Below are 22219 nucleotides of genomic sequence, written 5' to 3'. Positions count from 1 at the left end.
CCGTAATTCATTCGCCCGAGCGGGGGATAACGCCAACCGCTTCGTTTTTGCGCCACCGTCCCCAAAGACGGTGACCAATGGCGGAATACATCGCACCCGCAACCACGACAAACGCACCGAGATAACCCAACAGGTTTAACATCGGTCTGGCGAAGAAATCGGGCCAGGCAACAGATAACACATCTGAAAATAACAAGGTAAACAGTGGGGTAAGCGTAATGATGGCGCTCACCTGCGCCGCCTGCCATCTCGCCATCGCCTCCGCCAGCGCGCCATACCCCACGAGAGTATTCAGGCCGCAAAAGATAAGGCAGGCCAGTTGCCACGAACTGAGCTGAAACAGCACGCCAGGCTTCGCGAGCGGCAACAGCGCAATAGTACATAAAGTGTACAGCAAAAAGAGGATCTGTTGCGAGGCCAGACGACGCAGCAGAACCTTTTGCGCCACGCCATAGCTAACCCACACCGTCGCCGCGCCAACGCCGAAGATCACACCCCAAGTGTAATCCGTCAGTCGCGTAAAGATCTCTATCAGGCTGGTATTGAAAAACATCACCAGCCCGCAAAGCAGCATGATTGCCCCGATGATCTGCGTGCCGCGCATCTTTTCCTTAAGGATCAGAACGCTTGCTACCATCATGCCAACCGGCGAAAGCTGGCCTATCACTTGCGAAGCTGTGGGGCTTAAATATTGCAGGGAGGAGCTGAAAAGAATGAAGTTGCCGAAAAGGCCGCCTGTCGCTATCGCCAGCAACACCAGCCAGCGCGGTTTGCGAAACAAGCCCATCGGCGGCAGTTTGCCTTTTATAGCCAGGATCAGCCCAAGTCCGATGCCCGCCATCAGAAAGCGGTAGAACACCACGGTGGGCGGCTCCATCACTTCCAGTACCTGCTTCATTGCAATTGGCAGCGCACCCCAGCACATTGCGGTCGTGAGCGCCAAAAGAATACCAATGCCGGCCTGCTGCTTCATGCCCGTTTTCCCTACAGAAAAAATTACCGGGTTTCCAATGTAAAAAGCCCCGCAACAGGTGCGGGGCTTTAATCCGTTACCGGACCGAGAAAACCTTACTCAGCAACGATGCTGATGTATTTACGGTTGTTCGGGCCTTTAACTTCAAATTTCACTTTACCGTCTGCTTTAGCAAACAGAGTGTGGTCACGACCGCAACCTACGTTGTTACCAGCGTGGAATTTGGTGCCACGCTGACGAACGATGATGCTACCCGCCAGAACGGATTCGCCACCGAAACGCTTAACGCCCAGGCGTTTAGCTTCTGAATCGCGACCGTTACGTGTGGAGCCGCCAGCCTTTTTATGTGCCATTTAAATCTCTCCTCAGGTCTTAGGCGCTGATGCCAGTGATTTTCACATCAGTGAACCACTGACGGTGGCCCTGCTGCTTACGGTAGTGTTTACGACGACGAAACTTAACGATTTTAACTTTCTCGCCACGACCGTGAGCAACAACTTCAGCTTTGATTACGCCGCCATCAACGAAAGGAACGCCGATTTTGACATCTTCACCGTTTGCGATCATCAGAACTTCAGCGAACTCAACAGTTTCGCCAGTTGCGATGTCCAGCTTTTCCAGGCGAACGGTCTGACCTTCGCTTACTCGGTGTTGTTTACCACCACTTTGGAAAACCGCGTACATATAGAACTCCGCTTCCGCGCACGCCTTCTGCTTGATCAGAGTGCGCTATAAATATTCACAATAGGGCGCGAATATTACGCAAATCGGGACGCTTTGACAAGCCCGTTTGTTGTTCGGTGCGGAAAAAAAACACAACCGTGACGGCGGCGTTTATCTGCCGCGTTTTTCCGGTACAATCTGTACTACATTTAGAATCCACTATCCTTACCTTCTCCCTTACAGACTGTGGTAAACAGGACGATAGCCAGACTTTTGCGATGAATTTAGAAAAAATTAATGAGTTAACCGCGCAAGATATGGCCGGTGTCAACGCGACCATCCTTGAACAGCTCAATTCCGACGTACAGCTTATCAATCAGCTGGGCTATTACATTGTCAGTGGCGGTGGTAAACGCATTCGCCCGATGATCGCGGTGCTCGCTGCGCGCGCGCTGGGTTATGAGGGGAAAGCGCATGTCACCATCGCTGCGCTCATTGAATTTATCCACACCGCTACGCTTTTGCATGACGATGTCGTGGATGAATCTGATATGCGTCGCGGCAAAGCGACGGCGAATGCCGCCTTCGGCAACGCCGCCAGCGTTCTGGTGGGAGATTTTATTTACACCCGCGCGTTTCAGATGATGACAAGCCTCGGGTCGCTCAAAGTGCTTGAGGTGATGTCCGAGGCGGTCAACGTGATCGCGGAAGGCGAAGTGCTTCAGCTGATGAACGTGAACGATCCTGACATCACCGAAGAAAGCTACATGCGCGTGATTTACAGCAAAACCGCGCGGCTCTTCGAGGCGGCGGCGCAATGTTCCGGCATCCTGGCGGGTGCCAGCGAAGCGCAGGAGCGCGCGTTGCAGGATTACGGTCGCTACCTCGGCACCGCGTTCCAGCTCATCGACGATCTTCTCGATTACAGCGCTGATGGCGAGCGCCTTGGTAAAAATGTCGGAGACGATCTCAACGAAGGCAAACCGACGCTTCCGCTGTTGCATGCAATGCATAACGGCACGCCTGCCCAGGCGCAGATGATCCGCGAGGCGATCGAACAAGGCAACGGGCGTCACCTGCTGGATCCGGTGCTGGAAACGATGGCAGCCTGCGGATCGCTGGAGTGGACGCGCGCGCGCGCCGAAGAAGAAGCGGATAAAGCCATCGCTGCACTTGAAATTCTCTCCCCTTCCCCGTGGCGCGATGCCCTGATTGCGCTGGCGCATATGTCAGTACAGCGCGACCATTAATCCTTTTCCGCGCCCGTTGGCGCGGAAAATTTCCCGTTCAGCACATTTCCAAAAACGTTGTCAGTAAAGTTCCGGATAACGTTTTTCTCATCCCTTTCACCTGTGGCGTTCTTTACGGATCGAACACGGATCGTTTTGCAAAGCCTTGATTACAGCTCTTACATTGCCTTTGTGGTCAGAAGCACACTTCTGAATACAATCAAAAGTAACTGGAACCTTTTAGAAAATTTTGTGTTATAAATGATCAATCAGTTCCAAACGGAGCTGTACAGGGGGGTTTTACTGCCATAACAGGGAGAAATCATGGAACGTAAGTTTATTGACTGGCATCCCGCCGATATTGTCGCCGCGTTACGCAAAAAAGGGTCATCGCTGGCGGCGGAGTCCCGTAAAGCGGGCCTGAGTTCTTCAACACTTGCCAACGCGCTGACGCGCCCGTGGCCGAGAGGCGAAAAGATTATTGCCGAGGCGTTGGGTACAGAGCCGTGGATCATCTGGCCATCACGCTACCACGATCCGATCACGCACGAATTCATCGATCGTTCGCAACTGATTCGTCATCGCTGACAGCACCTGCTGCGGAACTTCACTTCCAGCCCATAAAAAAAGCCTGCCGGGAACGGCTGAGTATCAGCGTATCCCGACAGGCTTACTACAAGCCCTGTAATAGCGAAAAGAGCTTATTCGCCTTTTATACGCTCAATGTTAGCGCCCAGCGCACGCAGCTTATCTTCAATGCCTTCATAGCCGCGATCGATGTGATAAATGCGATCCACAACCGTTGTGCCTTCCGCAATGCAGCCCGCCAGTACCAGGCTTGCGGATGCGCGCAGGTCAGTCGCCATTACCTGCGCGCCGGAAAGTTTCTCAACGCCGTGGCAGATAACGGTATTGCTTTCGATTTCCGCATGCGCGCCCATACGGATAAGCTCCGGCACGTGCATAAAGCGGTTTTCAAAAATGGTTTCAGTGATAACGCCGGTGCCTTCGGCCACCAGGTTCAGCAGTGTGAACTGCGCCTGCATATCGGTCGGGAAAGCCGGATGCGGCGCGGTACGCACGTTCACCGCTTTCGGGCGTTTGCCGTGCATATCAAGGCTAATCCAGTCTTCGCCGGTTTCGATATCCGCGCCCGCTTCGCGCAGTTTCGCCAGTACGGCATCCAGCGTGTCAGGACGCGTGTTGCGGCACATCACTTTACCGCCGGAGATCGCAGCGGCGACCAGGAATGTCCCGGTCTCGATACGGTCCGGCAGAACGCGGTAAACGCCGCCACCGAGACGCTCGACGCCTTCAATGGTGATTTTATCGGTGCCCTGACCGGTGATTTTCGCACCGAGGGTGTTGAGGAAATTCGCGGTATCGACAATTTCCGGCTCGCGTGCGGCGTTCTCAATAACCGTGGTGCCTTCAGCAAGCGTCGCGGCAGACATGATAGTCACGGTCGCACCAACGCTCACTTTATCCATCACGATATGCGCGCCTTTCAGGCGGCCCTGCACAGAGGCTTTAACGTAGCCCTCTTCCAGTTTAATTTCGGCACCCAGTTGCTCAAGACCGGTAATGTGTAAATCGACCGGACGCGCGCCGATAGCGCAACCACCCGGCAGCGACACCTGGCCCTGACCGAAACGCGCGACCAGCGGGCCCAGCGCCCAGATAGAGGCGCGCATGGTTTTCACCAGTTCATACGGCGCGCAGAAGATATTGACCTGGCTTGCATCGATCCAGACGGAGCCGTTACGCTCCACTTTGGTCCCGAGCTGGCTCAGCAGCTTCATGGTGGTGTCGATATCTTTAAGCTTCGGTACGTTTTGAATTTCTACAGGCTCTTCAGCCAGCAGGGCGGCGAAAAGGATCGGCAGGGCCGCGTTTTTCGCGCCCGAGATCGTCACTTCGCCAGAAAGGCGGCCTGGCCCCTGCACACGGAATTTATCCATCAGAACTGTTCTCTGTTATTCAATCAATTGCTGTCGGCGCGACGCCCACAGCTCAAAAACCGTTGAGTTTGCGCTCGCGCTCCCATTCCTGGGGCGTAAACGTCTTGATGGAGACCGCATGAATGCGGTTATCGGCGATGAACTCCATCAGCGGGCCATAGACCGCCTGCTGTTTCTTCACGCGGCTCATCTCGCCAAACAGCTCACCCACAGCAATGACCTGAAAGTGGCTGCCATCGCCGGAGGAGACGTGGACTTCCTGGAGAGGCAGTGCGTTCATCAGCACCGTCTGAATTTCATGATTTTCCATGGGCTTTATTCATTATTCAGTGAAAACAGCCCAACATCTTAGAGCAAAGTGGCGCTGTCTTAAACAAGCAAAAAAGCCCCGTCAGAGACATGGACGGGGCTTCATCAGTAACGTGCTGAAAATATTAGTCTGTCGTGATCGGCAGAAGGTTTTCAGGCAGGTTATAAAGTTTTGCAAGCGTGGTCAGATTCTCGCTCATTCCTTCAAGCGTCACGCCGCGTCCACCCGCCTGCGTCAGCGCGACCAGATGCACCAGCAGCGCCAGCCCGGCGGTGTCGACACGCTCAAGACCGCTGAGATCGATTCGCTGCAATCCGTCCGTGATGGACTGCCGTTGTTCCCACAGCGGCATCAGCGTTTCGCGATCCAGCGTGCCGTTTAAGCGCAACTGCGCTTCCTGGCGCTCCCAGTGCAGTTCAGCGGACATTACTGTTTCTGATCCAGCGTAATCGGCTGACGAGCGATAGATTTCAGCTGTTCGGTCAGGCCGTCGATGCCTTTCTGGCGCAGCAGATCGCTCCACTCGTTCTGTTTGGTCGTAATCATGCTCACGCCTTCCGCGATCATGTCATACGCCTGCCAGTTACCGGTCTGGCTGTTTTTACGCCACTGGAAATCCAGACGTACCGGCGGACGGCCGTTCGGGTCGACGATGGTAACGCGAATCGGAATGATATTGGCGTCGCCCAGCGGCTGCTCCGGCGCAATCTGATAAGTCTGGCCGTGATACATCGCCAGCGCCTGACCGTATGCCTGTTTCAGGTATTCGCGAAACGCGGCGAAATAGGCTTCACGCTGCGCAGGCGTCGCTTCTTTGTAATAGCGGCCCAGCACCAGCGCGCCCGCGTATTTCACCTGAACATACGGCAGCAGTTCCTGATCGACGATATCGCGCAGGTGGTTCGGGTTCTGACGGATTTGCGGCTGTTCGTTTTTCAGGCGATCAAACGTTTTCTTTGCCGCCTCGTTCATCAGCTTATACGGGTTGGATTGATCCGCCGCGGTAGCCGTAGCAAGCGGCGCAATCACCAGCATGGCGACCATTAAAAGACGTTTAAACATATCCGTTTCTCCTGATTAGTTCGTCGCGCCGGCAGGCGGCGTCACGTTATCCGGTTGGGCAGCAGAGCCCTGCTCGCCGCCCTCTTTCTGGTTGTCGCCGCTGTTGCTCTTATAGAGGAACTGGCCAATCAGATCTTCAAGCACCATGGCGGATTTCGTGTCCTGAATGGTGCCGCCATCTTTAAGGATAGTGGTTCCCAGCTCAGGATCTTCAAAACCAACGTTCAGCGCCAGATATTGCTCCCCCAGCAGGCCGGAAGTCCGAATCGCCAGCGAGCTGGTATCGGGAATATGATCGTAGCGCTGTTCGATATCCATCGCGACGCGCGGCAGGTAGGTTTTCGGATCCAGCGTAATGTCAGAAACGCGGCCAATCACCACGCCGCCAATGCGCACCGGCGAGTGCGGTTTCAGGCCGCCGATATTATCAAAGGTGGCGTAAAGCCGGTATGTCGGTTCAGCCCGCAGCGAAGTGACATCCGCGACTTTCAGACAAATGAACAGCGCGGCCAGCAGCGCCACCAGCATGAAAGCGCCAACCCAAATCTCAAATTTCTTCGTTTGCATGCGTTAGTTCCCAAACATCAATGCGGTAAGCACAAAATCAAGGCCAAGCACGGCCAGTGAAGCGTGCACAACGGTACGTGTAGTTGCCCGGCTGATCCCGGCCGACGTCGGGATCGCGTCGTAACCGTTAAAGAGCGCAATCCAGGTCACCGTGATGGCAAACACCACGCTTTTAATCAAACAGTTAATCAGATCCATACGCCAGTCGACGGCGTCCTGCATGGCGGACCAGAAAAACCCGGCATCAATGCCTTTCCAGTTTACGCCGACGAGAGAACCGCCCCAGACGCCCACCGCCACGAAAATTACCGTCAGCAGCGGCAGCGAGATAACGCCCGCCCAGAAGCGCGGCGAAATCACGCGGCGCAGCGGGTCGACCGCCATCATCTCCATGCTGGAAAGCTGCTCGGTCGCTTTCATCAGCCCGATTTCCGCGGTCAACGCCGAACCGGCGCGGCCTGCGAACAGTAGCGCGGCGACAACCGGTCCCAGCTCGCGCAGCAGCGACAGCGCCACCAGCATGCCGAGACTCGTTTCCGCGCTGTAGGTGGTCAGCACCAGATACCCCTGCAGGCCCAGCACCATACCGATAAACAGCCCCGAGACGATGATGATAATCATCGACAGGACGCCCACGTTATAGAGCTGGCGCACCAGCAGCGGGCCGTGTTTGCGAAACTCCGGCTTGCCGATGGTGGCGTTGAATAGCATCAGCCCGGCGCGGCCGAAGGAGGCGCTGAATTTAAGCCCGCGTTGCCCCATCGACGCCAGTAAATTTAACAGCATGAGCAGACTAACTCCCTGTTGGCGAAATCAGATCGTGGTGATAATCCCCGGCGGGATAGCGGAAAGGCACCGGCCCGTCGGCGATGCCGTCAAGGAACTGGCGCACGCGCGGATCGGTATTCTCTTGCAGCGCCTGGGCGCTGCCCTGCGCGACAATCCGTTTGTCAGCGACGATATACGCGTAATCCGCGATGCTTAATACTTCCGGCACATCATGCGACACCACCACACAGGTGACGCCGAGCGCACTGTTCAGCTCGGAAATCAGCTTTACCAGCACGCCCATGGTGATAGGATCCTGCCCGACGAACGGCTCGTCGAACATAATAAGATCCGGCTCCAGCGCAATCGCGCGCGCCAGCGCCGCCCGGCGTGCCATACCGCCAGAGAGTTCGGAAGGCATCAGTTTCGCGGCCCCTCTTAACCCCACGGCTTCAAGCTTCATCATGACGGTGCTGCGCAACAGCGGTTCCGGCAGACGAGTATGTTCGCGCAGCGGATAGGCGACGTTTTCAAACACATTCAGATCGGTAAACAGCGCACCGGACTGAAACAGCATGCTCATGCGCTTGCGCACTTCATAAAGCCGCGAGCGGGACATGGCGGGAATATTTTCGCCGTCGAACAGAATTTCCCCGCGATCAGGCGCAATCTGCCCGCCAATCAGGCGCAGCAGCGTGGTTTTACCGATCCCTGACGGCCCCATAATGGCCGTTACCTTACCGCGCGGGACGGTAAGCGAGATATTGTCAAAAATAGATCGGTTGCCGCGCGTAAAGCTCACGCCACGCACGTCAATCAATGTCTCACCGATCTGGCTCATCAACGCATCCTTTATGGTTCGCAGAGTTGTTCATAATGGCGCCAGCCGACACCGCAAAGGGGCTATTTTTACAGAATATCCCCATATGAGGTTAGCGAAAGCTGGCATTTGTTTTACTTTTGGCCCGCATCTGGTCAAAATTAAGAATTTACTTCGTTCATAAACGATCTGTATGCGCGGCCAGCAACTCAGGCACAGTGGACCGGCGATTATACCTGAAGAAAGGACTTTGCATGCTTTTAGCTACGGCGCTGTTGATTATTGGTTTGCTATTGGTGGTCTATAGCGCCGATCGTCTGGTTTTCGCCGCCTCGCTACTCTGCCGCAGTCTGGGCGTGCCGCCGCTCCTGATTGGCATTACCGTCGTCGGTATCGGTACCTCTCTGCCTGAAATGATTGTTTCTGTCGCCGCCGCGCTGCATGGCGAAACCAGCCTCGCCGTCGGTACGGCGATAGGGTCGAATATCACCAATATTCTGCTGATAACCGGTTTAACGGCGCTGCTGCGTCCGCTGGCGGTGCACTCGTCCATGCTGCGTCGTGAGCTCTCCGCCATGTTGCTGGTGAGCGCCCTGGCCGGTCTGGTGCTGTGGGATGGCATGCTCACCCGAGCTGAAGGTATCTGGCTGTTACTTATCGCCGCCGCCTATTTATGGTTTATCATCCGCCTGGCTCGCCGTGCGGAGCGTCAGGGTAACGACAGCCTGACGCGCGAGCAGCTTGCCGAATTGCCGCGCGAAGGTGGACGCTCGGTCGCGTTTCTCTGGCTTGCCGTGGCGCTTATCATTATGCCGATGGCTACACGTATGGTGGTGGATAACGCGACCGTACTGGCTCAGGGTTTCGCCATCAGCGAGCTGACCGTTGGCCTGACCGCCATCGCTATCGGCACCAGCCTGCCGGAACTGGCGACCGCCATCGCGGGCGCGCGTAAAGGCGAAGACGATATCGCCATCGGCAATATTATCGGATCGAATGTTTACAATCTGGCTATCGTCCCTGGCCTGCCCGCGCTGCTCGCGCCCGGTCATTTCGATCCGCTGGCGTTTACGCGCGATTACGGCGTCATGCTGCTGGTTAGCGTGATTTTCGTGATGCTGTGCTGGCGTCCTGAGCGGTATCTCGGTAAAAAAACCGGCGCCGGATTATTATGTGGGTTTATCGTTTGGATGGTGATGCTGTTCTGGGCGTCGCCGCGTCTCGTTGGATGAATCGGAATCGCATTATGTCGCAACTAGATTTACCGCCAGGGTTTGACTTTGAACAGGCCGGGAAAGAGGTCCTGACTATTGAGCGCGCAGGCCTGGAACAGCTGGATCAATACATTAACGCCGATTTTGCCCGCGCCTGCGAAAGCATGTTCTACTGCCGCGGCAAAGTGGTCGTGATGGGCATGGGCAAGTCAGGACACATCGGTAAAAAAATGGCGGCCACGCTCGCCAGCACCGGCACACCGTCATTCTTTGTGCATCCGGCCGAGGCGAGCCACGGTGATTTAGGCATGGTGAGCGCGCAGGATATCGTGATAGCGATTTCCAATTCCGGTGAGTCCAACGAAATTCTGGCGCTGATCCCGGTGCTCAAACGTCTGCAGGTACAGCTTATCTGTATGACAGGCCGTCCGGAGAGCGCCATGGCGAAAGCCGCGGACATCCACCTGTGCGTGAAAGTCCCGCACGAAGCCTGCCCGCTCGGTCTCGCGCCGACGTCCAGCACCACCGCAACGCTGGTGATGGGCGACGCGCTCGCCGTCGCGCTGCTGAAAGCGCGCGGCTTTACCGCTGAAGATTTCGCGCTTTCGCACCCAGGCGGCGCGCTCGGGCGCAAGCTGCTGCTGCGCGTTAACGATATCATGCACACGGGCGATGAAATTCCGCACGTCAGCAAAGAGGCCTCTTTGCGCGACGCGCTTCTGGAAATCACCCGCAAGAATCTTGGCATGACCGTCGTGTGCGATGACCTGATGAAAATCGAAGGCGTCTTTACTGATGGCGACTTGCGCCGCGTCTTTGATATGGGCGGCGATCTGCACCAGATGAAAATTGTTGATGTGATGACGCCCGGCGGTATTCGGGTGCGTCCGGGCACGCTCGCGGTCGATGCGCTGAATCTGATGCAGTCGCGTCATATTACTTCCGTCATGGTGGCTGATGGCGACCAGTTGCGCGGTGTGATACATATGCATGATTTACTGCGCGCAGGCGTGGTGTAACAAAGGAAAGGTTTAATGAGTAACCCTGATGGCGCCCTCTCTACCTGCTACGGGCCGGTGAGCGCGCAGGTCATTGAGCGGGCGGCGCAAATCCGCCTGCTAATTCTGGATGTCGACGGCGTAATGTCTGACGGCCTGATTTACATGGGCAACAGCGGCGAAGAGCTGAAAGCCTTCAACGTGCGCGACGGCTACGGCATTCGCTGCGCGCTGACGTCCGGCATTGAGGTCGCGATTATCACCGGTCGTAAAGCGAAGCTGCTGGAAGACCGCTGCGAGACGCTCGGCATTACGCATCTTTACCAGGGGCAGTCCGATAAGCTCATCGCTTACCGTCAACTGCTCGAAAAACTGGCGCTTTCTCCAGAAAATGTCGCCTATGTGGGCGATGATTTAATTGACTGGCCGGTGATGGCACAGGTCGGGCTGAGCGTCGCGGTAGCGGATGCGCATCCGCTGCTCACGCCGAAAGCCGATTACGTCACGCGTATTGCTGGCGGGCGCGGCGCGGTGCGCGAAGTGTGTGACCTTCTGCTGCTGGCGCAGGGCAAACTAGATGAGGCCATAGGGCAATCCATATGAGTAAGACCAGACGCTGGGTCATTATCCTGCTGGCGCTGGCCGCGCTGGTGCTGATTGGCATTAATCTGGCCGATCAGGATGAAAGCGGCCCGACGACGGTAAACAGCAACGAACCAACATACCAGAGCGAACAGTCGAATACGCTGGTCTATAGCCCGGAAGGCGCGCTCAACTACCGCCTGGTCGCACAGCATGTCGAATATTTTTCTGACGACGGCGTCTCCTGGTTTACGCAGCCAGTGATGACAACCTTCGATACCAATAAAGTGCCGACCTGGTCGGTCAAGGCGGATCGTGCCAAACTGACCAATGATAGGATGCTCTATCTGACCGGTCATGTGGAAGTGAACGCGCTGACGCCCGATTCACAGTTACGCAAAATTACGACCGACAAGGCGGAGATCAACCTGGTCACCCAGGACGTTACCTCTGATACGCTTGTTACTCTTTACGGCACCAGCTTTAATTCCAGCGGCCTGAAAATGCGCGGGAACCTTCGCAGCAAAAATGCCGAGCTGATTGAAAAGGTTAGAACCTCCTATGAAATCCAGAATAAACAAACTCAGCCTTAATCTCGTACTCACCAGTACGCTGCTGGCGGCAGGCTTCCCGGCGTTCGCGCTGACGGGCGATACCGAACAGCCTATTCACATTGAATCTGACCAGCAGTCTCTGGACATGCAGGGTAACGTGGTCACGTTTACCGGCAACGTCGTGGTGACGCAGGGTTCGATCAAAATCAACGCCGATAAAGTTGTCGTGACGCGTCCTGGCGGCGAGAAAGGTAAAGAAGTGATTGACGGCTATGGCAATCCGGCCACGTTCTATCAGATGCAGGACAACGGCAAGCCGGTGAAAGGCCACGCCGCCAAAATGCACTATGAGCTGCAAAACGACTTTGTAGTGCTGACCGGCAACGCCTATCTTGAGCAGCTCGACAGCAATATCAAAGGCGACAAAATCACTTATCTCGTGAAAGAGCAGAAAATGCAGGCGTTCAGCGAGAAAGGCAAACGCGTGACCACCGTACTGGTGCCGTCGCAGCTGCAAAATAAAGACGGCACCTCTCAGGCGCCCGCCCAGAACAAGAGTAACTAAACCCTTATGGCAACACTCATTGCGAAACACCTGGCGAAAGCCTACAAAGGCCGCCGCGTAGTGGAAGATGTCAGCCTGACGGTGAATTCAGGCGAGATTGTCGGCCTGCTTGGCCCGAACGGCGCGGGTAAAACCACGACATTCTATATGGTGGTGGGCATCGTGCCGCGCGACGCGGGCGACATCATCATTGATGATGAAAATATCAGTCTGTTGCCGCTGCACGCCCGCGCGCGTCGCGGTATCGGCTATCTGCCGCAGGAGGCGTCGATATTCCGCCGCCTGAGCGTCTATGACAACCTGATGGCAGTCCTGCAAATTCGTGACGATCTCAGCACCGAGCAGCGTGAAGACCGCGCCAAAGAGCTGATGGAAGAGTTTCACATCGACCATCTGCGCGACAGCCTCGGCCAGTCGCTCTCCGGTGGTGAACGTCGCCGTGTGGAGATCGCCCGTGCGCTGGCGGCGAACCCGAAGTTTATCCTGCTGGATGAGCCGTTCGCCGGTGTCGACCCGATTTCGGTTATCGACATCAAACGCATTATCGAGCATCTGCGCGACAGCGGCCTCGGCGTGCTGATTACCGACCACAACGTGCGTGAAACGCTGGCCGTCTGCGAACGCGCCTACATCGTAAGCCAGGGCCACCTTATCGCCCACGGCACGCCTGATGAAATCCTGCAGGACGAACAGGTTAAACGCGTATACCTTGGGGAAGAGTTCAGACTCTGATAGGGTAGGGCAACAGGCAGAAACGGCGCGCGACCCGGCGCGCCCTGCTGCACAGGTCTTTTTGACGTTTACACCTGAGGATTTTTGCTCTGAATATGAAGCAAGGTTTGCAACTAAGGCTTAGCCAACAGCTCGCCATGACGCCGCAGTTGCAGCAGGCCATCCGCTTGTTGCAATTGTCCACGCTGGAGCTTCAGCAGGAGCTGCAACAGGCGCTGGAGAGTAACCCCATGCTTGAACAAACCGACATTCATGACGAAATTGCCACTCAGGAAACGCAGGACAGCGAAGGGCTGGACACCGCCGAAGCGCTGGAGCAAAAAGAGATGCCGGACGAGCTGCCGCTTGACGCCAGCTGGGACGAAATCTACACCGCGGGTACGCCTTCAGGCACCGGCACCGACTATATCGACGACGAACTGCCCGTTTATCAGGGTGAAACCACCCAGAGCCTGCAGGATTACCTGATGTGGCAGGTGGAGCTGACGCCGTTTTCCGATACCGATCGCGCCATCGCCACGGCGATCGTCGACGCGGTGGATGATACTGGCTATCTCACCGTGACGGTGCAGGATATCCTCGACGGCATGGGCGACAGCGATGGCGATATCGGCCTCGAAGAGATCGAAGCCGTACTGAAGCGCGTTCAGCGTTTCGATCCGGTCGGCGTCGCCGCCCGGGATCTGCGCGACTGCCTGCTTATCCAGCTCTCGCAGTTTAGCGCCGAAACGCCTTTTCTTGCCCAGGCGCGCCAGATAGTCAGCGATCACCTCGACCTGCTGGCCAACCATGATTTCCGCAGCCTGATGCGCGTTACGCGCCTTAAAGAAGATGTGCTCAAAGAAGCGGTCAATCTGATCCAGTCGCTCGATCCGCGCCCCGGCCAGTCGATCCAGACCGGCGAGCCGGAATATGTTATTCCCGATGTGCTGGTGCGCAAGCATAACGGCCGCTGGACGGTCGAGCTTAACGCCGACAGCATTCCCCGGCTTAAAATCAATCAGCAGTACGCTGCCATGTCCGGCAGCGCGCGCAATGAATCCGACAGCCAGTTCATCCGCAGCAACCTCCAGGAAGCTAAATGGCTTATCAAAAGCCTGGAGAGTCGTAACGACACGCTGTTGCGCGTCAGCCGCTGTATCGTCGAACAGCAACAGGCGTTCTTTGAGCAGGGCGAAGAGTATATGAAGCCGATGGTGCTGGCGGATATCGCGCAGGCGGTCGAGATGCATGAATCGACCATCTCCCGCGTCACCACGCAAAAATATCTGCACAGCCCGCGCGGCATCTTTGAATTAAAGTATTTTTTCTCAAGCCACGTGAACACCGAGGGCGGCGGCGAAGCCTCGTCCACGGCTATCCGCGCGCTGGTGAAAAAGTTGATTGCAGCGGAGAACCCCGCGAAACCCTTAAGCGACAGCAAGTTAACATCTATGCTGTCAGAACAGGGGATCATGGTGGCCCGCCGTACCGTTGCGAAGTATCGAGAATCTTTATCCATACCGCCGTCAAACCAGCGCAAACAGCTGGTCTGACCCAACCGATAAGGAAGACACTATGCAGCTCAACATCACAGGACAAAACGTCGAAATCACTGAAGCGTTGCGCGAATTCGTTAACACCAAGTTCGCCAAGCTGGAGCAGTATTTCGAAAGGATTAATCAGGTCTATATTGTGCTGAAGGTGGAAAAGGTGACGCAGGTCGCCGACGCCACCCTGCATGTGAACGGCGGGGAGCTGCATGCCAGTTCGGAAGGGCAGGATATGTACGCCGCCATTGACGGTTTGATTGATAAACTGGCGCGGCAGCTCACTAAACACAAAGATAAACTGAAACAACATTAATTGTCCGGGCGTTTCGCTGGGACATCGGCGGCTCGTGGCCCGTGCGGCGAGCCGTCGCACCAGAAAACGCTTAGGTGAAATTATGATGAATAATGATTCGGCTCTGCCATTGAGCAATGTATTAAACCAGGAATGCACTCGCAGCGGCGTACACTGCCAGAGCAAAAAGCGCGCCCTGGAAATTATCAGCGAGCTGGCGGCAAAGCAGCTCAGCCTGCCACCTCAGGTCGTTTTTGAAGCGATCCTCACGCGTGAGCGTATGGGCAGTACCGGCATCGGTAATGGCATTGCCATCCCGCACGGCAAGCTCGAAGAAGATACGCTGCGTGCCGTTGGCGTTTTCGTCCAGCTCGAAACGCCTATCCCTTTCGACGCCATTGATAACCAGCCCGTCGATTTACTTTTTGCGCTGCTGGTGCCGGCGGATCAAACCAAAACGCATCTGCATACGCTCTCTCTGGTGGCGAAGCGGCTGGCGGACAAAACGATTTGTCGCCGTCTGCGCGCCGCGCAAAGCGATGAAGAGCTCTACCAGATAATCACTGAAACCAGTGAAGAGAATGAATGACCGTGCCGACAGGCACAATCCAGGAGGCGCCGGTTACCCGGTCTGAAGTGTGGAGAAACAGCAGATGGTTCTGATGATCGTCAGTGGACGTTCAGGGTCAGGGAAATCGGTCGCCCTGCGTGCACTGGAAGATATGGGGTTCTACTGCGTCGATAACCTGCCTGTCGTGCTGCTGCCTGAACTTGCGCGCACGCTTTCAGAAAGGCAGATATCCGCCGCGGTGAGCATTGATGTTCGCAATATGCCGGAATCCCCGGAGGTGTTTGAGCAGGCGATGAACAACCTGCCGGACGCGTTCTCTCCGCAACTGCTGTTCCTCGACGCCGATCGCAACACGCTTATCCGCCGCTACAGCGATACGCGTCGTCTGCATCCGCTCTCCAGCAAAAATCTCTCGCTGGAAAGCGCCATCGATGAAGAGAACGATCTGCTGGAGCCGCTGCGCTCGCGTGCGGATCTGATCGTCGATACCTCGGAAATGTCGGTGCATGAGCTGGCGGAGATGTTGCGTACGCGCCTTCTTGGCAAGCGCGAGCGCGAACTCACGATGGTGTTTGAATCGTTCGGCTTTAAACACGGCATTCCTATCGACGCCGATTACGTTTTCGACGTCCGTTTCCTGCCGAACCCGCACTGGGACCCGAAACTGCGTCCAATGACCGGCCTCGATAAGCCCGTCGCGGCGTTTCTCGACCGCCATACCGAAGTGCATAACTTCATCTACCAGACCCGCAGCTACCTGGAACTCTGGCTGCCGATGCTGGAAACCAACAACCGCAGCTATCTCACCGTCGCGATTGGCTGCACCGGCGGTAAACACCGCTCTGTTTATATCGCCGAACAGCTGGCGGATTACTTCCGCTCGCGCGGCAAGAACGTTCAGTCCCGCCATCGCACGCTGGAAAAACGCAAATCATGACCGTAAAACAGACCGTTGAAATCACCAACCGGCTCGGGATGCACGCCCGCCCGGCCATGAAGTTGTTTGAACTGGTGCAGAGCTTTGACGCGGAAGTGTTATTGCGTAATGAAGCGGGCACGGAAGCGGAAGCCAGCAGCGTTATCGCGCTACTGATGCTGGATTCCGCCCAGGGCGGGCATATTGAAATTGAAGCCACCGGCCCGCAGGAAAAAGAAGCGCTGGCGGCCGTCATCGCGCTGTTTAACGCAGGCTTTGACGAAGACTGACTGCCCTGCCCTCAGCGCAGCTTATGCTGCGCCATAAACCCTTCACCACCGAGCTGGCGCATCTGACGCAAAATCCACTGCTGACGCGCACGCACGTAGCCTGACGGCGCACTCGCCTTATAGCGCAGCGGGTTAGGCAGCACCGCCGCCAGTAGCGCCGCTTCGGATGCCGACAGGCGGCTGGCGGGCTTATTGAAATAGCGCTGTGACGCCTCTTCCACGCCAAACACGCCGTCGCCGAATTCTGCGATATTCAGATAGACCGTCAGAATGCGGCGCTTGCTCCAGACGGTTTCAATGCCGAGCGTTAAGCCCGCCTCCAGCCCTTTTCGCAGCCAGCTGCGTCCGTCCCATAAAAACAGGTTTTTGGCCGTTTGCTGCGACAGCGTGGACGCCCCGCGAATGCGGCGGCTGTTTTCATTATGCGCGACGGCTTTCTGAATCGCCGCCACGTCAAAGCCCCAGTGCTCCGGGAACGTCTGATCTTCCGCCGCGATCACCGCAAGCCCCATCCAGGGCGAAATCTCATCCATGCTCACCCAGTCGGAGTGCGCCACGTAGCCAAAATCGCCGCTCAACCACGCGGAGAACTGCCGCTCGACCATAACCGCTGAAAACGGCACCGGCATCACGCTGAACAGCAGAATGCCCGCGATCCAGACGCCGAGCACCGCCAGAATGGCGCGCAGCGCCAGCCGACGCAGACGCACAAACAGCGAGCCGCGCGCTTTACTCATTCGCACATCGCCACCAGGCGCGCCACCAGCTTCTCAATGCCTGCCGCCGCCTCGTCGATGCTTTCCGCCAGCATATAGGCGGGCGTGGTCAGCACTTTGTTATCTTCGTCGACCACAATATCGTCCACCGGGCACGGCACATGTTCGCCCCCCATCTCTTCCACCAGCTCGGCAGTATCGATATCAGTGCCGATAGTCAGTCGCAAAGGCGCGGCGATAATTTTTGGCAACATCGCAGGCGCGATACAGATAAACCCGAGCGGTTTGCCCGCGTCGTGCATCGCACGTGCCAGCGCCAGAAGCGCCGGATCAACCGAACATTCGCTGCCACGCGTGGCGAAATCGCACAGGTTTTTGGCGGCGCCAAACCCGCCTGGCACCACCAGCGCATCGAGTTCTTCCGCGCGTGCCTGTTCCAGCGGCGTTATCTTGCCGCGGGCGATACGGGCTGCTTCCACCAGCACATTGCGCGTCTCGCCGGTCGGTTCGCCCGTGACGTGATTAATCACGTCCGCTTGTGGTTTATCAGGCGCAAAGCAGACAGCCTGCGCGCCATTACGGGCCAGCGCCAGCAGGGTTATCACCGCCTCATGAATTTCTGAACCGTCATAAACGCCACAACCGCTTAAAACCACTCCGATTTTTTTCATGATTTATCCTTACGTTAAGCCGTTGAAACTTTTAGTAAAATGTTATTTAAACGTTATGCTTCACACATTTTACTGATTCACATAACAAATCATTTAAGATTTGCTATCTTATGTACGAGCGTCTTGATCACTCAGGCCGCGCCACGTAGTTAAAAAGATCAACATCATTAATCAATGGCGAGGCCACGATTTCCCTGGTGTTGGCGCAGTATTCGCGCACCCCGGTTTAGCCGGGGTCATTTTTTTCCGGCGCCGGCAACCCACGCTTTCAGCGCCCCGACGTCGTGTTGCCACTCCTGCTTCAGCTCTTCAATCCATTCCCCAACGTTATCCCACCACGCTGGCAGATCGGGCGACTGAATTTTTTGCGCCAGCTGCTGCAAATGACGCAGCCCGACCGCACCGGCAGCGCCTTTGATTTTATGGCCCTCTTCGACAATGCCTTTTTGATCGCGCGCGGTGAGGTTAGATTCCAGCACGCTCAGGTAGCCCGGCATCATTTTTTCAAACATTGCCAGACCGTCGGTGATGAGTTTAGGGCCAACCAGCTCCAGATACTGCTCCAGCATCGGGAGATCGAGCAGCGCCTGCTGCTTGCTGTCATCGCGTGTCGTCACGTCTTGCTCCTCATCGTCAGCTTGCGTATCCCAGAATTTTTTGATGGTCGCGGTCAGCGCCGGCACCGCCAGCGGTTTGCTCAGCACGTCGTCCATCCCCGCTTCCAGATACTCTTTTTTATCTTTGAGTACGTTGGCGGTCAGCGCCACCAGCGGCGGCAGCGCGTCGCGGGTATAACGGCGGTTCAGTTCGCGAGAGATATCAAGCCCGGTCATGTCCGGCAACTGGATATCCAGCAGCACCAGATCAAACTCGCCGGGGCTGAACATCTCCAGCGCCGCTTTGCCGGTCATGGCCACCTCGACGCTGCAACCCAGTTTTTCCAGCACCGATGTTGCCACGATAACGTTGAGCTCAATATCTTCCACCAGCAACACATGCAGCGCGGGCAGCGGCATCTCGTCGTCGTTGAGCGTATCTTCTACTTCTTCCGCTACGCGCGGTGCCTGCACCGTCAGAACGAACGTCGAGCCCTGCCCCGGTTTGCTGGATACCGTGATATCGCCGCCCATGCTTTTTGCGAGACGGCGCGACACCGCAAGCCCAATCCCTGTGCCCGTCGCCGGTTTGCCGCCCTGGCTGTCTTTCACCTGGTAATACATGGCGAAAATCTTGTCCTGCTCCTCCTGCGGAATACCGATGCCGGAATCTTCCACTTCAAAGCGTAGCTGCTCGTTTTCGTTATAGCTGACGCGCACCGTCACCTGGCCCTGTTGGGTAAATTTCACCGCGTTGCTGATAAGGTTCCAGAGGATCTGCCGCAGGCGCGTGCCGTCGGTCAGCACTTTATGCGGCACCGGACGCACCGGCTCCATCACGAAGCGCAGCCCTTTCTGCTGCGCCTGCAGGCCGGAGAGGTTTTCCAGGTCTGCCAGGAAGCTGGTGAAATCGACGGGCTGGTTATCAAGCTGCACTTTACGGCGCTCAATTTTATCCATGTCGATAATATCGTTAAAGATATTGCCAAGCGTCACGGCGGAAACGTGAATGGTCTTCAGGTATTTTTCCTGCTCTGCGCTGAGTTCGGTATCCAGCAGAATGCGGCTCAACCCCACAATACCGTTAAGCGGCGTGCGCAGCTCATGGCTGATGGTAGAGATAAAGGTCGTCTTATCGCGGCTGGCGCGCTCCAGCGCGTCCTGATAGCGCTTACGCTCGGTAATATCGCGCCCGAAACCCATCAGCCCGTGGCGTTTACCCACGCGGTCGTAATACGGCACTTTGCGGATTTCAAAGCACGCTTTGCGGCCATCCGGGTAGTCGAGCCACTGCTCGTAAGTCAGCGACACATTATGGCGGAAGACTTTTTCATCGGTCTCCAGCACTTTTTCCGCCGCCTCAGGCGCATAGACCTCATGCGGCTTCAGCCCAATCAGCTGTTTTTCGCTTTTACCGGTAAGCAGCTCCATTGCCCGATTGCAGCCGGAAAATTCTTTATCTTCATTACGGTAGAACACCAGATCTGGCGAGGCGTCGAGAAACGAGCGCAGAAAAGAGGATTGCTGCTCCAGCTGAATTTGCGTGACCTCGCGCTCTTTCATCTCCACTTTTAGCTGCTCCAGCATATTCTGGCGCTCGGCTTCCGCTTTTTCACGGTCGGCGATTTCCTGATTAAGCTGGGCGATGTTGTCTTTAAGCTTCACGTTGAGCTTGAGATCGCGCTCGCGCATCTCTTCGAGCTTATCCACCAGCTTTGAAAGCCGCTGGCGCGACTCCTCAAGCTGCTCGACCACCACCGACAGAAAGTAGACCGCCCAGGGCGTGATCAACAGGCCAAAGAAAATCGAGCGGATGACGTCAATGCTTTCGACCTGACCGTGCAGCACCATTGTCACGGCCATTTGCACCGCCATCGCCAGCACGACCAGCGCAAGGGCCAGCAGCAGCGAAAAACGCACCAGGCCAAGCTTTACCAGTAAATCGACGTAGTACTGCGCCAGCATGCGGATCTGTTTCATAAAGGATTCCTGTACTGATATTCCGTTCAATAATACCTAAATCCGCCCCTCTGGCGGAAACTCAGGCAAAAAAGTGCGGGGTGAGCAGGCGAGTGACGGAAAAAACAGCGTTTAGAGGGGGTCAGGCGCGCCGAGCCAGGGGCGACCGAGCGCCGAACCCTGCGCGCCGTGCTGGTTGAGATAGCGGTCAATCTCGACCATGCCGGTCCAGCGGTTCTCGCACCACAGCGGCGCGAGTAAGGTCGGACGGCGGGCGCTGGCGGAAATGCGATGGTAGATGATGTCCGGCGGCGTATGGCGGATCATCTCACCCGCCGTGACGGTATAGTCATCCAGCGCAATGCCGCTAAGCCGCCCGGCTCGCCAGGCTTTCGCCATAATGCTGCCCTCGACGATATGCAGCGGATGCAGCTTAATGCCATCCACGCCGGTCTCCACCACGCGCTCAAGCGACGCCAGCGCGTCGCTACGGGTTTCACCCGGCAGCCCGACAATAAGATGTGTGCACACCCGAAGCCCGCGCGCCCGCGCCCGACGCGTCGTCTCCTAGTAACAGGCGAAATCGTGCCCGCGGTTAATCCGGTGCAGGGTTTTATCCTTCGCGCTTTGCAACCCCAGCTCCAGCCAGACTTCATAGCCTTGCTCACGGTAGCCGGCGAGCAGATCCAGCACGCTCTCCGGCACGCAGTCCGGGCGCGTGCCGACGCACAGCCCGACAATATCCGCCTGGCTTATCGCCTGCTGGTACATGGCGCGTAAAACGTTAACTTCCGCAAAGGTGCTGGTGTAGGCCTGAAAATAGGCAAGGTAACGGCGGGCGCGGTCGACTCGCGCGGCCTGCTGCGCCAGCTGTTGTTGAATGGAGAGATGCTGCTGGGTTTCATCGGCGAACGACGAGACATTGCAGAAAGTGCAGCCGCCGCGCCCCAGCGTGCCGTCGCGGTTCGGGCAACTGAAGCCGCCATGCAATGACAGCTTATGAACTTTCTGACCGTAGCGACGCGTCAGGTCGCCGCCAAACATATTGACTAATTTTTGTAACTGCATAATCTGAAAAGCCGCCCGGCGAAAGGGCGACAGCCTGCCATTTTTACTTCTTTACGGCGATGACCTGGATCAAGCGCCCCGCCCCGCCTTTATCTGATGAATAATCATTCACCATAAACGGTGTTTTAGTCACCAATACACTAATTACTTTTCCTTATGATCGTGCCGATTATTTAAGGAATATGACGGAGCGTAAAAAACAGAGCGTTTATGCGGCTTGCAGGCGCTTCACAACAGATCATGCTGCTTTAAAACCTAATAACAGTGCGGTATCCACTTCCAGCCGCTTTCTTATAGTGAGTCAGATCACACATCACCGGGGCTTATTACCCGGAAAACCTAATGTAAAAAAGGTTAAAAGTGTTTATTTATCAATGAAATGGTTGCGCTTTAGCACACTTTTGAATAAATAAGAATGACATTTGACCTGTGTGCGGATTCCCGATAAGTTGGAAATTCGCTGGAAGCTTTCTCGATGGGCGTTCTGCCCATCATATTTATGCAGTAAATGAGATTCCCTCTTAAGTAAGTCCTCAACGACGATGTACCGATGAAAAAGGATATCAGGAGGGCGACACGCAAGGTGTGCGTTTAACGCCATACCCTGTCG

The 22219-nt window shown here is 56.2% G+C and carries 26 protein-coding genes and 1 pseudogene; 13 read left to right on the top strand and 14 right to left on the bottom strand.

Annotation, left to right across the window (positions count from 1 at the left end; genetic code table 11):
- Positions 1-7 precede the first annotated feature (7 nt).
- The 3 genes from G9X48_RS12580 to rplU form a co-directional block, all read right to left on the bottom strand.
- Positions 8-973, bottom strand: coding sequence for a DMT family transporter (locus G9X48_RS12580; RefSeq protein WP_004385075.1), 966 nt, complete (start codon positions 971-973; stop codon positions 8-10).
- A 95-nt stretch (positions 974-1068) separates the two neighbouring features.
- The gene (gene rpmA / locus G9X48_RS12575) at positions 1069-1326 is read right to left on the bottom strand and encodes a 50S ribosomal protein L27 (protein WP_004385076.1); all 258 of its coding nucleotides are present in this window, start codon (positions 1324-1326) and stop codon (positions 1069-1071) included.
- A 19-nt stretch (positions 1327-1345) separates the two neighbouring features.
- Positions 1346-1657 carry a 50S ribosomal protein L21 gene (gene rplU, locus G9X48_RS12570; RefSeq protein WP_004385077.1) on the bottom strand — a complete coding sequence of 104 codons (312 nt, stop codon included), beginning with the start codon at positions 1655-1657 and terminating at the stop codon, positions 1346-1348.
- A gap of 257 nt (positions 1658-1914) precedes the next feature.
- Here rplU and ispB point away from each other — a divergent pair, with 257 nt between their 5' ends.
- Both ispB and sfsB read left to right on the top strand, forming a co-directional pair.
- The gene (gene ispB, locus G9X48_RS12565; protein ID WP_012125964.1) at positions 1915-2886 is read left to right on the top strand and encodes an octaprenyl diphosphate synthase; all 972 of its coding nucleotides are present in this window, start codon (positions 1915-1917) and stop codon (positions 2884-2886) included.
- 303 nt (positions 2887-3189) lie between these two features.
- Positions 3190-3453: a DNA-binding transcriptional regulator SfsB gene (gene sfsB / locus G9X48_RS12560; protein ID WP_004385079.1), complete on the top strand. Its 264-nt coding sequence runs from the start codon at positions 3190-3192 to the stop codon at positions 3451-3453.
- Between the two features lie 113 nt (positions 3454-3566).
- On the opposite strand, the gene murA is transcribed toward sfsB, so the two are convergent.
- The 7 genes from murA to mlaF form a co-directional block, all read right to left on the bottom strand.
- Complete coding sequence (murA, locus tag G9X48_RS12555; RefSeq protein ID WP_004385080.1) at positions 3567-4826, bottom strand: UDP-N-acetylglucosamine 1-carboxyvinyltransferase; 1260 nt, start codon at positions 4824-4826, stop codon at positions 3567-3569.
- Between the two features lie 52 nt (positions 4827-4878).
- Positions 4879-5136 carry a BolA family iron metabolism protein IbaG gene (gene ibaG, locus G9X48_RS12550; RefSeq protein ID WP_004385081.1) on the bottom strand — a complete coding sequence of 86 codons (258 nt, stop codon included), beginning with the start codon at positions 5134-5136 and terminating at the stop codon, positions 4879-4881.
- A 124-nt stretch (positions 5137-5260) separates the two neighbouring features.
- Complete coding sequence (gene mlaB / locus G9X48_RS12545) at positions 5261-5563, bottom strand: lipid asymmetry maintenance protein MlaB (protein ID WP_097641497.1); 303 nt, start codon at positions 5561-5563, stop codon at positions 5261-5263.
- On the bottom strand, positions 5563-6198 hold the full coding sequence (mlaC, locus tag G9X48_RS12540) for a phospholipid-binding protein MlaC (RefSeq protein ID WP_004385083.1): 636 nt from the start codon (positions 6196-6198) through the stop codon (positions 5563-5565). Before mlaC ends, mlaB begins: the two co-directional genes overlap by 1 nt.
- Positions 6199-6213: 15 nt before the next feature.
- Positions 6214-6765, bottom strand: coding sequence for an outer membrane lipid asymmetry maintenance protein MlaD (gene mlaD / locus G9X48_RS12535; RefSeq protein ID WP_004385084.1), 552 nt, complete (start codon positions 6763-6765; stop codon positions 6214-6216).
- A 3-nt stretch (positions 6766-6768) separates the two neighbouring features.
- Positions 6769-7551, bottom strand: a complete 783-nt coding sequence (gene mlaE, locus G9X48_RS12530) for a lipid asymmetry maintenance ABC transporter permease subunit MlaE (RefSeq protein WP_166499956.1) — start codon at positions 7549-7551, stop codon at positions 6769-6771.
- Positions 7552-7558: 7 nt separating this feature from the next.
- Positions 7559-8374 (bottom strand): phospholipid ABC transporter ATP-binding protein MlaF, encoded by an 816-nt coding sequence (gene mlaF / locus G9X48_RS12525; RefSeq protein ID WP_007872833.1) that lies wholly within the window; start codon positions 8372-8374, stop codon positions 7559-7561.
- Positions 8375-8607: 233 nt separating this feature from the next.
- Between mlaF and G9X48_RS12520 the strand changes: the two genes are divergently transcribed.
- The 11 genes from G9X48_RS12520 (at position 8608) to npr (ending at position 16599) form a co-directional block, all read left to right on the top strand.
- Complete coding sequence (locus tag G9X48_RS12520; RefSeq protein WP_097641498.1) at positions 8608-9585, top strand: calcium/sodium antiporter; 978 nt, start codon at positions 8608-8610, stop codon at positions 9583-9585.
- A gap of 14 nt (positions 9586-9599) precedes the next feature.
- The gene (gene kdsD, locus G9X48_RS12515; RefSeq protein WP_007888671.1) at positions 9600-10586 is read left to right on the top strand and encodes an arabinose-5-phosphate isomerase KdsD; all 987 of its coding nucleotides are present in this window, start codon (positions 9600-9602) and stop codon (positions 10584-10586) included.
- Between the two features lie 15 nt (positions 10587-10601).
- The gene (gene kdsC / locus G9X48_RS12510; protein ID WP_032988971.1) at positions 10602-11168 is read left to right on the top strand and encodes a 3-deoxy-manno-octulosonate-8-phosphatase KdsC; all 567 of its coding nucleotides are present in this window, start codon (positions 10602-10604) and stop codon (positions 11166-11168) included.
- Positions 11165-11740: an LPS export ABC transporter periplasmic protein LptC gene (gene lptC / locus G9X48_RS12505; protein ID WP_007872827.1), complete on the top strand. Its 576-nt coding sequence runs from the start codon at positions 11165-11167 to the stop codon at positions 11738-11740. The genes kdsC and lptC overlap by 4 nt, the downstream gene beginning before the upstream one ends.
- On the top strand, positions 11709-12266 hold the full coding sequence (lptA, locus tag G9X48_RS12500; protein WP_004385091.1) for a lipopolysaccharide ABC transporter substrate-binding protein LptA: 558 nt from the start codon (positions 11709-11711) through the stop codon (positions 12264-12266). Before lptC ends, lptA begins: the two co-directional genes overlap by 32 nt.
- 6 nt (positions 12267-12272) lie before the next feature.
- Positions 12273-12998 (top strand): LPS export ABC transporter ATP-binding protein, encoded by a 726-nt coding sequence (gene lptB, locus G9X48_RS12495; protein ID WP_004385092.1) that lies wholly within the window; start codon positions 12273-12275, stop codon positions 12996-12998.
- A 95-nt stretch (positions 12999-13093) separates the two neighbouring features.
- A complete protein-coding gene (rpoN, locus tag G9X48_RS12490) occupies positions 13094-14533 on the top strand; it encodes an RNA polymerase factor sigma-54 (protein WP_097641499.1) in 1440 nt (479 codons plus the stop codon).
- Positions 14534-14555: 22 nt separating this feature from the next.
- Positions 14556-14843, top strand: a complete 288-nt coding sequence (hpf, locus tag G9X48_RS12485; protein ID WP_004385094.1) for a ribosome hibernation promoting factor — start codon at positions 14556-14558, stop codon at positions 14841-14843.
- An 82-nt stretch (positions 14844-14925) separates the two neighbouring features.
- Positions 14926-15411 carry a PTS IIA-like nitrogen regulatory protein PtsN gene (gene ptsN, locus G9X48_RS12480; protein ID WP_004385095.1) on the top strand — a complete coding sequence of 162 codons (486 nt, stop codon included), beginning with the start codon at positions 14926-14928 and terminating at the stop codon, positions 15409-15411.
- A gap of 64 nt (positions 15412-15475) precedes the next feature.
- Positions 15476-16330: an RNase adapter RapZ gene (rapZ, locus tag G9X48_RS12475; protein ID WP_004385096.1), complete on the top strand. Its 855-nt coding sequence runs from the start codon at positions 15476-15478 to the stop codon at positions 16328-16330.
- Positions 16327-16599 (top strand): PTS phosphocarrier protein NPr, encoded by a 273-nt coding sequence (gene npr / locus G9X48_RS12470; protein WP_004385097.1) that lies wholly within the window; start codon positions 16327-16329, stop codon positions 16597-16599. Before rapZ ends, npr begins: the two co-directional genes overlap by 4 nt.
- Positions 16600-16610: 11 nt before the next feature.
- Here npr and mtgA read toward each other — a convergent pair whose 3' ends face one another.
- The 4 genes and pseudogenes from mtgA to G9X48_RS12450 form a co-directional block, all read right to left on the bottom strand.
- Positions 16611-17336 (bottom strand): monofunctional biosynthetic peptidoglycan transglycosylase, encoded by a 726-nt coding sequence (mtgA, locus tag G9X48_RS12465; protein ID WP_007888682.1) that lies wholly within the window; start codon positions 17334-17336, stop codon positions 16611-16613.
- Positions 17333-17986 carry an isoprenoid biosynthesis glyoxalase ElbB gene (gene elbB / locus G9X48_RS12460; protein WP_038879322.1) on the bottom strand — a complete coding sequence of 218 codons (654 nt, stop codon included), beginning with the start codon at positions 17984-17986 and terminating at the stop codon, positions 17333-17335. Before elbB ends, mtgA begins: the two co-directional genes overlap by 4 nt.
- Before the next feature lie 236 nt (positions 17987-18222).
- Positions 18223-20562 (bottom strand): aerobic respiration two-component sensor histidine kinase ArcB, encoded by a 2340-nt coding sequence (gene arcB, locus G9X48_RS12455; protein WP_097641501.1) that lies wholly within the window; start codon positions 20560-20562, stop codon positions 18223-18225.
- 111 nt (positions 20563-20673) lie between these two features.
- Positions 20674-21609, bottom strand: a pseudogene (locus G9X48_RS12450) (TIGR01212 family radical SAM protein).
- Between the last annotated feature and the right edge of the window lie 610 nt (positions 21610-22219).

Origin of the sequence: Cronobacter sp. HA18006, from assembly GCF_011605445.1 — a bacterium.
Lineage (GTDB): Bacteria > Pseudomonadota > Gammaproteobacteria > Enterobacterales > Enterobacteriaceae > Cronobacter > Cronobacter sakazakii.
The sequence above is the reverse complement of the archived record's forward strand: the minus strand, read 5'-3'. Positions and strand labels throughout refer to the sequence as shown.

What these genes read in the sequence shown, in the direction of transcription:
- G9X48_RS12580 (WP_004385075.1), bottom strand. Translation starts at nt 973, where the DNA reads ATGAAGCAGCAGGCCGGCATTGGTATTCTTTTGGCGCTCACGACCGCA.
- rpmA (WP_004385076.1), bottom strand. Translation starts at nt 1,326, where the DNA reads ATGGCACATAAAAAGGCTGGCGGCTCCACACGTAACGGTCGCGATTCA.
- rplU (WP_004385077.1), bottom strand. Translation starts at nt 1,657, where the DNA reads ATGTACGCGGTTTTCCAAAGTGGTGGTAAACAACACCGAGTAAGCGAA.
- ispB (WP_012125964.1), top strand. Translation starts at nt 1,915, where the DNA reads ATGAATTTAGAAAAAATTAATGAGTTAACCGCGCAAGATATGGCCGGT.
- sfsB (WP_004385079.1), top strand. Translation starts at nt 3,190, where the DNA reads ATGGAACGTAAGTTTATTGACTGGCATCCCGCCGATATTGTCGCCGCG.
- murA (WP_004385080.1), bottom strand. Translation starts at nt 4,826, where the DNA reads ATGGATAAATTCCGTGTGCAGGGGCCAGGCCGCCTTTCTGGCGAAGTG.
- ibaG (WP_004385081.1), bottom strand. Translation starts at nt 5,136, where the DNA reads ATGGAAAATCATGAAATTCAGACGGTGCTGATGAACGCACTGCCTCTC.
- mlaB (WP_097641497.1), bottom strand. Translation starts at nt 5,563, where the DNA reads ATGTCCGCTGAACTGCACTGGGAGCGCCAGGAAGCGCAGTTGCGCTTA.
- mlaC (WP_004385083.1), bottom strand. Translation starts at nt 6,198, where the DNA reads ATGTTTAAACGTCTTTTAATGGTCGCCATGCTGGTGATTGCGCCGCTT.
- mlaD (WP_004385084.1), bottom strand. Translation starts at nt 6,765, where the DNA reads ATGCAAACGAAGAAATTTGAGATTTGGGTTGGCGCTTTCATGCTGGTG.
- mlaE (WP_166499956.1), bottom strand. Translation starts at nt 7,551, where the DNA reads ATGCTGTTAAATTTACTGGCGTCGATGGGGCAACGCGGGCTTAAATTC.
- mlaF (WP_007872833.1), bottom strand. Translation starts at nt 8,374, where the DNA reads ATGAGCCAGATCGGTGAGACATTGATTGACGTGCGTGGCGTGAGCTTT.
- G9X48_RS12520 (WP_097641498.1), top strand. Translation starts at nt 8,608, where the DNA reads ATGCTTTTAGCTACGGCGCTGTTGATTATTGGTTTGCTATTGGTGGTC.
- kdsD (WP_007888671.1), top strand. Translation starts at nt 9,600, where the DNA reads ATGTCGCAACTAGATTTACCGCCAGGGTTTGACTTTGAACAGGCCGGG.
- kdsC (WP_032988971.1), top strand. Translation starts at nt 10,602, where the DNA reads ATGAGTAACCCTGATGGCGCCCTCTCTACCTGCTACGGGCCGGTGAGC.
- lptC (WP_007872827.1), top strand. Translation starts at nt 11,165, where the DNA reads ATGAGTAAGACCAGACGCTGGGTCATTATCCTGCTGGCGCTGGCCGCG.
- lptA (WP_004385091.1), top strand. Translation starts at nt 11,709, where the DNA reads ATGAAATCCAGAATAAACAAACTCAGCCTTAATCTCGTACTCACCAGT.
- lptB (WP_004385092.1), top strand. Translation starts at nt 12,273, where the DNA reads ATGGCAACACTCATTGCGAAACACCTGGCGAAAGCCTACAAAGGCCGC.
- rpoN (WP_097641499.1), top strand. Translation starts at nt 13,094, where the DNA reads ATGAAGCAAGGTTTGCAACTAAGGCTTAGCCAACAGCTCGCCATGACG.
- hpf (WP_004385094.1), top strand. Translation starts at nt 14,556, where the DNA reads ATGCAGCTCAACATCACAGGACAAAACGTCGAAATCACTGAAGCGTTG.
- ptsN (WP_004385095.1), top strand. Translation starts at nt 14,926, where the DNA reads ATGATGAATAATGATTCGGCTCTGCCATTGAGCAATGTATTAAACCAG.
- rapZ (WP_004385096.1), top strand. Translation starts at nt 15,476, where the DNA reads ATGGTTCTGATGATCGTCAGTGGACGTTCAGGGTCAGGGAAATCGGTC.
- npr (WP_004385097.1), top strand. Translation starts at nt 16,327, where the DNA reads ATGACCGTAAAACAGACCGTTGAAATCACCAACCGGCTCGGGATGCAC.
- mtgA (WP_007888682.1), bottom strand. Translation starts at nt 17,336, where the DNA reads ATGAGTAAAGCGCGCGGCTCGCTGTTTGTGCGTCTGCGTCGGCTGGCG.
- elbB (WP_038879322.1), bottom strand. Translation starts at nt 17,986, where the DNA reads ATGAAAAAAATCGGAGTGGTTTTAAGCGGTTGTGGCGTTTATGACGGT.
- arcB (WP_097641501.1), bottom strand. Translation starts at nt 20,562, where the DNA reads ATGAAACAGATCCGCATGCTGGCGCAGTACTACGTCGATTTACTGGTA.